This is a genomic window from Bradyrhizobium sp. DN3 (genome assembly GCF_041357655.1).
In the GTDB taxonomy this organism is placed as follows: domain Bacteria; phylum Pseudomonadota; class Alphaproteobacteria; order Rhizobiales; family Xanthobacteraceae; genus Bradyrhizobium.
The window spans coordinates 250,677-263,397 of sequence record NZ_JAULLN010000005.1; the positions used below are offsets into that span (position 1 = coordinate 250,677).

At 63.4% G+C, this 12,721-nt stretch carries 13 protein-coding genes and 1 pseudogene; 6 read left to right on the top strand and 8 right to left on the bottom strand.

Translation table 11 applies throughout. The features are described 5' to 3' along the window. Positions 1–16: 16 nt before the first annotated feature. Genes AAE027_RS10400 through AAE027_RS10410 form a run of 3 tightly spaced genes read left to right on the top strand, consistent with a single transcriptional unit; the run spans position 17 to position 3,377 of the window. Complete coding sequence (locus AAE027_RS10400) at positions 17–1,147, top strand: acyl-CoA dehydrogenase family protein (RefSeq protein ID WP_370987683.1); 1,131 nt, start codon at positions 17–19, stop codon at positions 1,145–1,147. Positions 1,148–1,162: 15 nt separating this feature from the next. After that, positions 1,163–2,350 carry an acetyl-CoA C-acyltransferase gene (locus AAE027_RS10405; RefSeq protein ID WP_370987684.1) on the top strand — a complete coding sequence of 396 codons (1,188 nt, stop codon included), beginning with the start codon at positions 1,163–1,165 and terminating at the stop codon, positions 2,348–2,350. A 22-nt stretch (positions 2,351–2,372) separates the two neighbouring features. Further along, the gene (locus tag AAE027_RS10410) at positions 2,373–3,377 is read left to right on the top strand and encodes an NAD(P)H-dependent flavin oxidoreductase (protein WP_370987685.1); all 1,005 of its coding nucleotides are present in this window, start codon (positions 2,373–2,375) and stop codon (positions 3,375–3,377) included. 129 nt (positions 3,378–3,506) lie between these two features. Here AAE027_RS10410 and AAE027_RS10415 read toward each other — a convergent pair whose 3' ends face one another. The 3 genes and pseudogenes from AAE027_RS10415 to AAE027_RS10425 all read right to left on the bottom strand — a co-directional run. Further along, positions 3,507–3,686, bottom strand: a complete 180-nt coding sequence (locus AAE027_RS10415) for a CsbD family protein (RefSeq protein ID WP_370987686.1) — start codon at positions 3,684–3,686, stop codon at positions 3,507–3,509. Between the two features lie 148 nt (positions 3,687–3,834). Further along, the gene (locus tag AAE027_RS10420) at positions 3,835–5,433 is read right to left on the bottom strand and encodes an alpha-amylase family glycosyl hydrolase (RefSeq protein WP_370987687.1); all 1,599 of its coding nucleotides are present in this window, start codon (positions 5,431–5,433) and stop codon (positions 3,835–3,837) included. A gap of 50 nt (positions 5,434–5,483) precedes the next feature. Continuing rightward, a pseudogene (locus AAE027_RS10425) lies at positions 5,484–5,561 on the bottom strand (alcohol dehydrogenase catalytic domain-containing protein); the annotation flags it as partial. A 193-nt stretch (positions 5,562–5,754) separates the two neighbouring features. Between AAE027_RS10425 and AAE027_RS10430 the strand changes: the two are divergent. Together AAE027_RS10430 and AAE027_RS10435 are read left to right on the top strand one after the other, a co-directional pair. Then, positions 5,755–6,537 (top strand): SDR family NAD(P)-dependent oxidoreductase, encoded by a 783-nt coding sequence (locus AAE027_RS10430; protein WP_370987688.1) that lies wholly within the window; start codon positions 5,755–5,757, stop codon positions 6,535–6,537. A gap of 119 nt (positions 6,538–6,656) precedes the next feature. Further along, on the top strand, positions 6,657–7,622 hold the full coding sequence (locus tag AAE027_RS10435) for a cation diffusion facilitator family transporter (RefSeq protein ID WP_370987773.1): 966 nt from the start codon (positions 6,657–6,659) through the stop codon (positions 7,620–7,622). On the opposite strand, the gene AAE027_RS10440 is transcribed toward AAE027_RS10435, so the two are convergent. From AAE027_RS10440 to zigA, 3 genes are all read right to left on the bottom strand, one after another. Beyond that, complete coding sequence (locus AAE027_RS10440; RefSeq protein ID WP_370987689.1) at positions 7,546–7,908, bottom strand: LysR family transcriptional regulator; 363 nt, start codon at positions 7,906–7,908, stop codon at positions 7,546–7,548. The genes AAE027_RS10435 and AAE027_RS10440 overlap by 77 nt on opposite strands. 79 nt (positions 7,909–7,987) lie before the next feature. Then, positions 7,988–8,176, bottom strand: a complete 189-nt coding sequence (locus AAE027_RS10445) for a hypothetical protein (protein WP_370987690.1) — start codon at positions 8,174–8,176, stop codon at positions 7,988–7,990. Between the two features lie 11 nt (positions 8,177–8,187). Beyond that, a complete protein-coding gene (gene zigA / locus AAE027_RS10450; protein ID WP_370987691.1) occupies positions 8,188–9,393 on the bottom strand; it encodes a zinc metallochaperone GTPase ZigA in 1,206 nt (401 codons plus the stop codon). A gap of 159 nt (positions 9,394–9,552) precedes the next feature. Between zigA and AAE027_RS10455 the strand changes: the two genes are divergently transcribed. Then, positions 9,553–9,702, top strand: a complete 150-nt coding sequence (locus tag AAE027_RS10455) for a hypothetical protein (protein ID WP_370987692.1) — start codon at positions 9,553–9,555, stop codon at positions 9,700–9,702. Positions 9,703–9,771: 69 nt separating this feature from the next. On the opposite strand, the gene AAE027_RS10460 is transcribed toward AAE027_RS10455, so the two are convergent. Both AAE027_RS10460 and AAE027_RS10465 read right to left on the bottom strand, forming a co-directional pair. Beyond that, positions 9,772–11,304, bottom strand: a complete 1,533-nt coding sequence (locus AAE027_RS10460) for a malonate--CoA ligase (protein WP_370987693.1) — start codon at positions 11,302–11,304, stop codon at positions 9,772–9,774. Further along, the gene (locus AAE027_RS10465) at positions 11,301–12,710 is read right to left on the bottom strand and encodes a malonyl-CoA decarboxylase (protein WP_370987694.1); all 1,410 of its coding nucleotides are present in this window, start codon (positions 12,708–12,710) and stop codon (positions 11,301–11,303) included. Before AAE027_RS10465 ends, AAE027_RS10460 begins: the two co-directional genes overlap by 4 nt. Positions 12,711–12,721: the final 11 nt, after the last annotated feature.

A 12,721-nucleotide genomic window follows, 5' to 3' on the forward strand; every position in this document is an offset into this window, starting at 1 on the left:
GCATCGGGAGGATCGGATGGACATCCAGTTCACGGAAGAGCAGGACATGCTGCGATCCAGCGTCCAGCGCCTGCTGCGCGATCAATACGATTTCGACACGCGCCGAAAGATCGTGGCGAGCGAGCAAGGCTTCAGCCGGAAGCAGTGGGGGGCCTTCGCGGAGCTCGGCCTGTTCGCTGCGCCGTTCTCCGAGGACGCCGGCGGTCTCGGCGGCGGCGCGCTGTCGACCATGATCATCATGCAGGAGTTCGGCCGGCACCTCGTCGTCGAGCCCTTCGTCGAGACGGTCGTGCTGGCCGGTGGCCTGATCGAGCAGGCGGGCACGTCCGAGCAGAAGCAGGGCTTCATTCCCGGCATCATCGACGGCAGCAAGATCTGGGCGCTGGCCTGGGCGGAGAAAGCATCCCGGTTCGATTTCGCCAACGTCGCAACCAGGGCGCGGCGCGAGGGAAACGACTACGTTCTGAGCGGTCAGAAGACCATGGTGATCGCCGCGCCCTGGGCGGATCATCTGATCGTCTCGGCACGGACCTCCGGCGACGACCGCGACGGCTGCGGCGTCAGCCTGTTCGTCGTCGACCGCCGCGCCGTCGGCGTCGATCTTCGGAGCTTCAAGACGATCGACGGGCGCCGGGCCGCCGAGGTCGGCCTGCGTGAGGTCCACGCGCAATTGCTGGGGAGGGAAGGCGAGGGCGTCGCCGCGCTGGAGGCCTGCCGCGAGCGTGCCATCGGCGCCCTCTGCGCGGAGGCCGTCGGCGCCATCGGAGAGCTGAATTCCGCCACACTGGAATATTCCAAGACCCGCAAGCAGTTCGGCGCCACCATTGGCTCCTTCCAGGTGCTGCAACATCGGATGGTCGACATGTTCATCGCGCATCAGGAGGCGCTCTCCCTGATGCAGCATCTCAACCTCAGCCTCGCGGCGGGCGATGCGGGACTTCCGCGGCTCGCCTCGGGCGCCAAGTCGAAGATTGGTTATGCCGGCAAGTTCGTCGCCGACCAGGCGGTGCAGCTTCATGGCGGCATGGGAATGACCGACGAGCTCAACGTCGGACACTATTTCAAGCGAATCTCCTCCATCAACATCCAGTTCGGCGATCCCGCGTTCCACCTGCTGCGCTACGCGCAGCTGGACGCGGCCGCGTAAAGAGAAGAGGCCAACATGACGACCGAAGCAGTCATCGTTTCCACCGCAAGGACCGCCGTCGGCAAGGCCTATCGCGGCGCGCTCAACAACACGGACGGCCCAACCATGGCCGGGCATGTGATGGCCGAAGCAGTGAAGCGGGCCGGCATCGCGCCCGGCGAGGTCGAGGACGTGGTGATGGGCTGCGCGATGCAGCAAGGCACCATGGTGATGAACGTCGCGCGCAAGGGCGCGATCCGCGCTGGCCTGCCGGTCACCGTGGCCGGCACCACCATCGACCGCCAATGTGCCTCCGGCCTGCAGGCCATCGCCGTTGCCGCGCGCTCGGTGATGCTTGACGGCGTTGAGATTGCGATCGGCGGCGGAATCGAGTCCATCAGCCTCGTGCAGAACGACCACATGAACAAGTTTCATGCCGTCGACGATGAATTGATGACGATGAAGCCTGAAATGTACATGTCGATGCTCGAGACGGCCGAGATCGTCGCCGAACGCTACAAGATCGGTCGCGACAAGCAGGACGAATACAGTCTCGAATGCCAACGCCGCGTCGGCGCTGCCATGCAGGCCGGCCGCTTCAACGACGAGATCGTGCCATTCACGACCAGGATGGCGCTCGTCAACAAGGACACGAACGAGGTCACCTACGAGCAGGTGACGCTGACAAAGGACGAAGGCCCGCGCCCGGAAACCACCGCCGAGGGCCTGGCCAGGATCAAGCCGGTGTTCGAGGGCAAGACGATCAGCGCGGGCAACGCCAGCCAGTTTTCCGACGGTGCTTCGGCCTGTGTGATCATGAGCGACAAGATTGCAGCCAGGAAGGGTCTCAAGCCGCTCGGCATCTTCCGCGGCTTCGTCGCCGCTGGCGTCGAACCCGACGAGATGGGCGTCGGTCCGATCGCCGCGATCCCGCGGCTGCTCAAGCGCCATGGCCTGAAGATCGACGACATCGATCTCTGGGAGCTGAACGAGGCCTATGCGGTCCAGGTGATCTATTGCCGCGATAAGCTCGGTATTGACCCGGACAAGCTCAACGTCAATGGCGGCTCGATTGCGATCGGCCATCCCTACGGCATGACCGGGGCGCGGCTCACCGGTCACCTCCTGATCGAGGGGCGGCGGCGCAAGGCGAAATACGGCGTGGTGACCATGTGCATCGGTGGTGGCATGGGCGCGGCGGGATTGTTTGAAATCATCCACTGAGCGGAAACGCGGGAGATCATTCGTGAAGACAGCGATCACTGAACTGTTCGGCATCGAGCATCCGATCATCCAGGGTGGGATGCACTATGTGGGGTTCGCCGAACTCGCCGCCGCGGTGTCGAATGCCGGCGGCCTGGGGATCATCACGGGCCTGACGCAGCGGACGCCGGAACTGCTGGCCAAGGAGATCGCGCGCTGCCGCGACATGACGGATAAACCATTCGGGGTGAACCTGACCTTTCTGCCCACCTTCAGCGCGCCGCCCTATCCGGAGTACATCGCAGCAATCAGAGAGGGCGGCGTCAAGATCGTCGAGACCGCCGGGCGCAGCCCCGAGCAGTACATGCCGGCCCTGAAGGCAGGCGACATCAAGGTGATCCACAAATGCACCTCCGTCCGGCATTCGCTGAAGGCCGAGCAGATCGGCTGCGATGCCGTCAGCGTCGACGGATTTGAATGCGGCGGCCATCCGGGCGAGGATGACATGCCAAACATGATCCTGTTGCCGCGTGCGGCCGAGGAACTGAAGATCCCGTTTGTTGCATCCGGCGGCATGGCAGATGCGCGCAGCCTGGTTGCAGCGCTGGCGATGGGGGCCGCCGGCATGAACATGGGCACGCGCTTTATCGCCACCAAGGAGGCACCGGTGCATGAGAACGTCAAGAATGCGCTGGTCCAGGCCTCGGAGCTCGATACCCGGCTCGTCATGCGCGCGCTCCGCAACACCGAGCGGGTCCTCAACAACAAGGGCGTCGAAAACTTGCTCGAGATCGAGCGAGAGAAAGGTAAAAGCCTCAAGATCGACGACATCCATGACCAAGTGGCGGGCGTCTATCCGAAGGTGATGATCGACGGCGATATGGACGCGGGCGCTTGGAGCTGCGGCATGGTCGTGGGGCTCATCCGCGACATTCCGACGGTGAAGGAACTGGTCGACCGCATCATGGCGGATGCCGAGCGACTGATCAGGGGCAGGCTTACGGGATTCCTGGATGCCGACAGCACCGCTGCCTTGAAGGTCGCATGAAGCAACGGCGAGCGGATTGGCACCTCGTAGGCCTTGCCAAGCGCGAAATGCATCCGCTCCAAAGCGGTTGCAAAACCCAGGAGAACGCCGCTTCACCTGATTGCTAAAGCGCCGGTTGCGACGGCGCGTTCACGTCAGCTGCTGGAGCTTCTTCAGCGGATTGAGTTCGCTCGGCTGGCCCTGTTCCTCGCGGCCGCGCTCCGCCTCGGCCCTGCCGTCTTCGTGGAGCTCCTGATCCCCGACGATCTCGCCGACCGCCTGTTTCGCCTTACCGGCGATCCGCCGCTTAAGACCTTTCACCTTGCCCATGGCAGCCTCCAAGCTCACGCCGCTGCCCCGGCGCCAAACGGGGAAATAAGCGCCGGGGCCTGCGGTTTCGTCCAAAGTGCGTCCGACAGCAGGGGGCAGATGCCGGAGGCGTGGGTCAGACTCCTTGGCGCGCCGATGGTTCCTCCGATCATCGCCGTGCGAGCTCGATGATCACGCCTTCATTGCCCCGAAGCAGGATCGATGCGTCCGGCAATGGCTCGCGCGGCCGGTCCAGATGTGTTGACATCAGCAGGCGGCCACGGCCGTGCCAGTGCCAATTCCGCGGCTCGGCGGCGATGTTGAGGGCGACCAGCACTTCGCCTGCGTCTGTCACGCGCTTGAAGGCGAGGACGTCGTTTTGCGATCGCAGCGGCGCGTGGCTGCCTTCGCGAAGACAGGCATGCTCGCGCCGCAGCGCGATCAGCGCGCGAAACAACGCCAGGATGGAATGTTCGTCCCGTGTCTGCTGCGCCACGTTGGGCGCATCGCGCGGCCCCAGCGGTAGCCATGGGCTGCCTGTGGTGAATCCACCGCTCTCGCTGTCATCCCAGCGCATCGGCGCGCGCTCGGGATCGCGGCAAAGTTCATATCCCGGCACGAGCTTCTCGAAGGGATCGCGAACGCGATCGGCTGGAATGGGGACCCGTTTGCGGCCGATCTCGTCGCCCATGAAGAAAAACGGCGTTCCCCGCAGCGTCATCAACAGCATCGCGAGCACGCGCATCTGCGCCGCACCGATCTTGCTCGCGATCCGCTGCTTGTCGTGCCCGCCGATCACCCATACCGGCCAAGCGTCCTTGGGAATGGCGTTGAGATAGGCGTCGATGGTCGCCTGGAGCGACAGCGCGTCCCATTGCGAGTCCAGCAGCGCGAAATTCAGCGGCAGGTGCAGGCGCGGTCGATCGTTGCCGTAGAAGTGCCCGATCCGGTCGGTCTTGCCCTGAACTTCGCCGCACAACAGCCGGTCCGGATAGCCATCGATCACCTCGCGGATGAATTCGATGCACGACATCGTCTCCGGACGGTCGTCGGTAAACACGGACGTATGGCGTTGCGGCGGCGGCTTGTCCTTGGCTTGCGGGTTTGGTGGATTGTCGCGCAACAGATCGTCCTTGATCAGCACGGCGCTAGCATCGACACGAAAGCCGTCGACTCCGCGGTCGAGCCAGAAATGCATGACGTCGGCGATCGCAGCCCTCACGTCCGGATTGCGCCAGTTCAAGTCGGGCTGCTCGACCAGGAAGGAATGGTAGTAATATTGCCGCCGCGCGTCACACCACTCCCAGGCGCTGCCGCCGAAACGACTCAGCCAATTGTTCGGCGGCCCGCCATTCTCGGCCGGATCGGCCCAGATGTACCAATCGGACTTTGCGCTGTGGCGCGAACTGCTGCTCTCGACGAACCAGGCGTGGTCGTCGGCAGTGTGATTGGGGACGAGGTCGAGAATGAGCCGGATCCCTTCCGCGTGCAGGGCGCTGAGGAGGCCGTCAAACTCGTCGAGCGTGCCGAAGCCTGGGTCGATTGAACAATAATCGGAGATATCATAGCCGAGATCGCGAAAGGGACTGCGGTAGATCGGCGTGAGCCACACCGCATCGATGCCGAGCCATCTCAGATAGTCTAGCCGCGACATCAAGCCGGCGAGGTCGCCTTTGCCGTCGCCATTGGAATCCTGGAACGAGATCGGCGCGATTTCATAGATGACCGCGGATTGCCACCACGCGCGTTCGTCACGGGATTTGGTCATTGCCTCGATTTCACCTCGTTGCAGGTGGCCTCTCTCAGGAAACGGACAGCGATGGCGCAGCTCGTGAGCTTGATGATGGCGTCGCGCGGGTCCTGGATTTCCGGGTCGGTGACGGTGTCGCACCGGATGTCCGCCTTGCCAAACGAGCGCCTTTATCTCGGTCCTCCGCCATCAATCATGTGGCATCTAAGTTCAGGCATGAACGATGGTTGCTATGCAACGCGCAAATTCTCCGCACTGCACCGGACCCGTACGGGAATAGGAACAGCTGGCCGGTCGAGCGATTGGGCATCATCATCCCAACCCGCGAGGATACGCCCTATGGCCGCCAATCAACTCGCCGTCGTCACCGGCGCCTCAACCGGTATCGGCCTGGAACTTGCCAGGTGCTGCGCCCAAGCAGGTTTCAATCTTGTCATCGCCGCGGACGAGGCCGCGATCGAGGGGGTGGCCGTCGACCTGCGTAGGTTCGGCGGCAGCGTGGAGCCGGTCGAGACCGATCTCGCCACCATTGAGGGCGTCGACAAGCTCTGCGCGGCGGTCGCCGACCGGCCGGTCGACGCGCTGCTGGCCAATGCCGGCATCGGCCTCGGCAAGGCCTTCCTTGACCAGGATTTCCAACGCATCAGGCACGTCGTCGATACCAACATCACCGGCACGCTCTACCTGATCCATCGCGTCGGCAATGCGATGCTGCGACGCAACTCCGGGCGCATTCTCATCACGGGCTCGATCGCCGGCTTCATGCCCGGCAGCTTCGAGGCGGTATACAACGCCTCCAAAGCTTTTCTCGACTCGTTCTCTTTCGCTCTGCGCGAAGAGCTGCGCGATAGCGGCGTCACCGTCACTTGCCTGATGCCCGGCGCCACCGACACCGAATTCTTCCGCCGCGCCGACATGATGGACACCAAGGTTGGCACCGAGCAGAAGGATGGCGCCTACGAGGTCGCCAAGGCCGGCTTCGATGCAATGCTGCGCGGTGAGGCCGACGTCGTCACCGGGCTGAAGAACAAGATCCAGGCGACGGTCGCCTCCATCACGCCGAACGAGATGCTGGCCAAGCAGCATCGGAAGTTGGCCGAGCCCGGCACGGCGAAATCGTAGCGCGAGAGTGCACCAACTCTCGCGGCACGCCGTAGATACGGCGTCTGCTGGGATGGCGCTGACCTTCTGTGCGTAACGGCGGGCCCGCCGACCGCAGAGGAGGACTGGTCTTGGTAAACATGGCGGCTGCATCATCATCGAAGACCACGGTCTATGCCGCACTTGCCGGCAATGTGCTCGTCGCGGTCACCAAGATTGGCGCCGCCATCTGGACGGGAAGCTCGGCGATGACGAGCGAGGCCGTGCACTCGGTGGTCGACACCTCCAACGAGATGCTGCTGCTCTATGGCTACCGTCGTGCCAGCCGCCCAGCGGACGAATCCCATCCACTCGGCTACGGGCGCGAGCTGTATTTCTGGAGCTTCATCGTCGTCCTGGTGATCTTTGCGCTCGGTTCGGGCGTCTCGCTCTATCAGGGCCTCGTGCATGTTGCCGCGCCTGAGCGGATCGAGGATCCCATCGTCAGCTTCATCGTGCTCGGGCTGTCGTTCCTGTTCGAGGGCGCATCGTGGCTGGTCGCCTTGCGACGTTTCCGCTTCGACGCGGCGCGGTTCGGCTACTATCAGGCCTTTGTCCGCAGCAAGGACCCGCCTGCATTCATGGTGCTGCTCGAGGACAGTGCGGCGCTGGTCGGCATCGTCATTGCGGTCGGGGCAACGGCGGCGGCGGTGTGGCTGGAGCAACCGGTGTGGGACGGCATCGGCTCGATCCTGATCGGGATTCTCTTGGGGATCACGTCCGTCGGGCTCGCGCGCGAGAGCAAGAGTCTGCTGATCGGCGAGCCGGCGCACCCTGAGCTTGCGCGGTGGATCCTCGAGATCGCCCGGCGCTCGCCGGGGGTGCTGCAGGCCAATGGGCTCCTGACGGTCCAACTATCCCCGGACGAGATTGTCGCCGCCCTCAGCGTCGAGTTCGCCGACGAGAAGCGCGCCGACGATATCGAGCAATGCGTGATCTCGCTCGAAGGTGAAATCCGCAAGCATCATCCGGGCGTCGCAGCCCTGTTCATCAAGCCGCAGACGAACGCGCGCTTTCACGCCGTTCGGGCGAAACGCAGGCGTGGAAGCTCCCAGAGCCATCAATGACCCGAGAGGCGCTCGCCCCGTTGCCAAAAAGCCATAGCCAGCTCCGGGCCTTGGGAAGACCAGCGCGCCCGCCGCGGTGAGGCTGTAGCCGCTTGGCGATCGCTCGACCAATCGTAACCCAAGGCGTCCTTCCAGTTTCGGTCAGGCGCCGCTGGACGGTGGACTGGTTCACTCCCAGATGGCGTGCGGCCGCGAGCGTGCTGCCGTGATGGGCCACCGCCAGCAGGTACTTGAGATCATTCCAGTCGAACATCACAGATCTCCAACGCGCGCAGCCATTCTGCATCCTTGCGGCTCCCTTCCGCAATCGTCTTGACTGTCGCGATTCGCGCTCGACCCTCACGGTTTAGCGCAAAGGATCTAAATCATTCGCCTTCGATCGCATTCCTGAGGGAATCGGATGAGCTTTGCGTGCTCTGTGTGGGGCAACCATAGGGCTGCTCGTCGACCAAAGCACTTGGCGGGAATATGCTGTCGTATATTGCGCGAGCTTCCCGAATGAGACGAATTCGCTCGAGTTCGGATTTCGGGACAAATCGAATGACGTCGCCCATGTGCGCTCCCGCTAGGCTGCTTCGTGGGCGCGCCGCCATATCGGAAACGGGTCTGCGAGCTTTGCCCATTCCGCGACGTCCATGGCAGGTTTTCCCGTGACGAGACATCCGTCCAGGCGGGCGCGGATCGAGTCTTCGTCCATGCCGGTGCCGATGAACACGATTTCCTGACGGCGATCGCCGTAGATGCTGCTCCAGTTTTGTCGAAGTGTCTTGCGCCAGAAGGGATCATCCGGCCATCGTTCTGCCGGCACGCTGGCCCACCAGAAACCAAGGGCCTGGGTGCGAATGATCGAACCCGCCTGGCTGAGTTCACCGAGCCATTGCGGCCGTGTCGCGAGCCAGAAGTGCCCCTTGGCGCGAATGACGCCTGGCCAAGGCTCCTTGATGAACCTGTCGAACTTGGCGGGGTCGAATGGCCGGCGCGCGCGATAGACAAAGTTCCTCACGCCGTATTCTTCCGTCTCCGGCACGTGATCGGCAAAGCCGTAGAGCTCCTTGTACCAGAGGGGATGCTGCTGAGCCTTTTTGAAGTCGAACCGGCCGGTGTCGAGAATGCGATCGAAAGCGACGCGGCTGTGGTTGGCTTCGATCAGGTCCGCTTCCGGATTGAGGGCGCGGATGATCTTGCGCGCCGCCTCGCGCTGCTCGGGCGAGCCGTCATCAACCTTGTTCAGGACGATCACATCGGCAAATTCGATCTGCTCGACGAGGAGATCGACCAGCGTGCGCTTGTCGTTCTCGAGCGCTTCGCCGCGTTGCTCCAGAAAATCCGTCGACGAATAGTCCTTGAGCAAGTTCACGGTGTCGACCACGGTGACCATGGTGTCGAGACGCGCCACGTCGGAGAGGCTTTCGCCGTCTTCGGAGCGAAAGTCGAAAGTCGCCGCGACCGGCAGCGGCTCGGAGATGCCGGTCGATTCTATCAGCAAATAATCGAAGCGACCGTGTTCGGCGAGTGCGCGGACCTCCTTCAAGAGATCGTCGCGCAGCGTGCAGCAGATGCAGCCGTTCGTCATCTCGACGAGCTTCTCATCGGTCCGGGATAGATTCGCACCGCCATCGCGAACCAAATCCGCATCGATGTTCACCTCGCTCATGTCGTTGACGATCACCGCCACCTTAAGGCCGTGCCGATTGTTCAGGACGTGGTTCAGCAAAGTGGTTTTTCCAGCCCCGAGGAAGCCGGACAAGACGGTGACGGGGAGTTTCTGCATGGAGATCGAAGAGCCTTTTCAAGGAGATAGGGCGGCGGTGCTTGGGGCTGGGCATTTCGGCTGACGCGATGTAATGTTATAACATTACATCACTGAAGCCCGACCATCTGTCAAGGCGCTTTGGGGCACTGCACGATCGGAACGACCCTGAACGCGCTGGTGCGGTCCGGGTTTAGCATCGAACTCGTCGACGCGTTCGCCCTGTCGACTGAGCAGATCAGGGAGAGTCAGGCGCTCACGGAAGAGCTGGAGCGGCCGACGATGCTGCTCGTGTCGTCGAGGCGATCGGGTGCCGATCCCGCCAATTGATTTGCATCATGGCGGCAGACGCGAGGCTCCGTGCTCGCTCTGCGGAGCGGACCGTTCAAGACGTCCGTATCAACTCCCCTGGCCGGCCTTGGCCGAATAGAGCTCTGCAAAGCGCTCCCGCAGTAGGTTTTTCTGTACCTTGCCCATGGTGTTGCGCGGAAGCGTCTCGACGAAGATGATGCCCTTGGGCTGCTTGAATTTCGCCAGCCGTCCGGACAGCGCTGCGAGAATGGTGCGTTCGTCCACGGACGAGCCCGGCGACCGGACGACGGCAGCCGTGACGCCCTCGCCGAAATCGGCATGCGGCACGCCGACGACGGCACTTTCGGAGACCCCCGGGACGGCGTCGATCTCCGTCTCGATCTCCTTCGGATAGACGTTGAAGCCGCCGGTGATGATGAGATCCTTGCCGCGGCCAACGATGTGCAGATAGCCATTTGCATCGAGCTTGCCGAGGTCGCCGGTGATGAAGAAGCCGTCGCTGCGGAATTCGGCGGCGGTCTTGTCCGGCATGTTCCAGTAGCCGGCGAACACGTTGGGTCCCTTCACCTCGATCATGCCGACCTCGTCCGTGGGCAGCGCCACACCGCTTTCGGGATCGGCGATACGAACTTCGACCGCGGGCAGGGGGCGACCCACGGAGCCCGGAATGCGCTGGCCGTCATAGGGATTGGAGGCGATCATGCCGGTTTCGGTCATGCCGTAGCGCTCCAGGATCGCGTGTCCGGTCCTCGCCTGCCAGGCGCGGTGAGTCTCGGCAAGGAGCGGCGCCGAGCCGGCGACGAACAGCCTCATGTTGGCGGTCGTGCGCTCGTTCAGGTTTGTGCTCTCGAGCAGGCGTACATAGAAGGTCGGCACCCCCATCAGCACGGTGCTGCGCGCCATCGTCGCCAGAATGCGCCCGGCGTCGAACTTCTGCATGAACAGGATGCGCCCGCGCGCGGCGAACGTGACGTTGCAGGCCACGAAGAGCCCGTGAACGTGGTAGATCGGTAGCGCGTGGATCAGCACGTCCTTGCTGGAATAGCGCCACTCTTCAACCAGCGTCAGGGCGTTCGAGGCCAAATTGCCGTGCGTCAGCATGGCGCCCTTCGAGCGGCCGGTCGTGCCGGAGGTGTAGAGAATGGCGGCGAGGTCGTCATTCCCCCTGGCCACGGTGTCGAATGCAATCGGGAAGTCCGCCGCGGCATCGGCGAGCGAGCCCTTGCCGTGGTGATCGAGCGTCTCGACCCGGCCGCCTGCTTTGGCAGCAATGGCGCGCAGGTCGGCTTCTTCCTTCGGATCGCACACGATCAATGTCGGCTGCGCGTCGCGGACGAAGTACTCGGTTTCGGCCGGCGTATAGGCAGTGTTCAGCGGCAGATAGACCGCACCGGAGCGGAGCGTTGCGAGATAGAGGGCGATGGCCTCGACGGATTTCTCGACCTTGGCAGCGACACGGTGGTTCGGGCCGATGCCAATCCTGGCGAGCAAGTTCGCAAACTTGCCGCTCAGCGCAGCGAGTTCGGCGTAGCTCAACGTCGCGCCGTCCTCCTTCTCAATGCAGATGGACTGATCGGACTCCGCAGAGGCAAGCAGGCGGTCGTACAGGTTCCAGGTCATGACGAGATATTCCGTTGAGAGTTGGATTGGGGACTCGGAACGAGGTCGCGCGATGACAATTTCGCGCGAAGGGCCTTCTTCACCTTGTCGGACGCCACCACGGTGCCGGCTTCCGCAAACGCTTCGTGGTTCGCCTCGATATGCTCGAGCGCGTAAAGATAGTTCACCATCAGTCCGTAGGACTGCTTCATGCCCTTGGCCGAAGCATCCCCCAGGAAATTCAGCCGCTCCAGGCGCGCGCCGTTGCCGAGATGGAAGCGGGCGACCGGATCGACCGGCTTGCCTGACGGCAGCTTCGCCTTCAGGAAGTAGTAGGCCGCAAGCGCGGTGATGGCCTCTTTCGCCTGCGCGATGTCGCCGCCGTCATCGAGCGCGGCCAGCGCGCGTCTCGTCTCCTCATCGATCGCGCCAGAGGCCTCTGTCTTGAGCTCGCGTCGCACCCAGCCGGCAAAGCCGGGAGCGGGCGACAGCGTGACGAAGGTCTTCAGGTTCGGCAGCTCGCGGGCGAGGTCCTGCACCACCTGCTTGATCAGGAAATTGCCGAACGAGACGCCGGCCAGGCCCTTCTGCGTATTCGAGATCGAGTAGAACACGGCAGTTGTCGCCTCACGCGCGGCAATCGCCTGGCGCGATTTGTCGAGCAATGGGCCGATCGCGCCGGGAATCTCCTTGGTGAGCGCGACCTCGACGAAGATCAGCGGCTCGTCGACCAGTTGCGGATGAAAGAACGCGTAGCAGCGGCGATCCGGCGGCTCGAGCCGGTTGCGTAAGTCCTCCCAGTCCTGGATGGCATGGACGGCCTCATACTTGATGATCTTCTCGAGGATGTTGGCGGACGTCGTCCAATCGATCGGCCGCAGCACGAGGAAGCCCCTGTTGAACCAGGACGAGAACAGATGGACGAAATCGTCGTCGACCGGCTGGAGCTCGGGATGCTCGCGCAGCAGCGAGAGCAGCACCTCCCGCATGCGAACCAGCGACGAGGTGCCGCCGGGCGCCAGATTGAGGCGCCGGATCAACTCCTGCCGGCGCGGCTCGGCGGCGGCATGGAGCGCCTCGAGCTTGCTGCCGTCGCCGCCCTCCTTGCGTTGGTAGGCCGCGATCGCGAGCTCGATCGCGCGACGGTCGGGCCCGAACCGGTCTGCAAGCGAGGCGAGGAATTTCAGCCGCTGCGGCTCGCCGGCCTGCTCGAAAGCCGCAAGCAGCGATTGCGCGATCGCAACGCCGGAGGCTTCGCCGCGCCTGGAGAGCAGCGCTTCACCCAGAAGGGCGAGATCGCGATCCTCGCCTGGCTCGCGATCAGGCTTGATGCCCAGAACCGCGCGACCACGTTGCGTCAAGGTATCGATGAGCCCTTGCAGGAACTCGGGCGCCGTGATGCGTCCGGATCTCGTGTCGTTCAGCATCGTTCATGCCT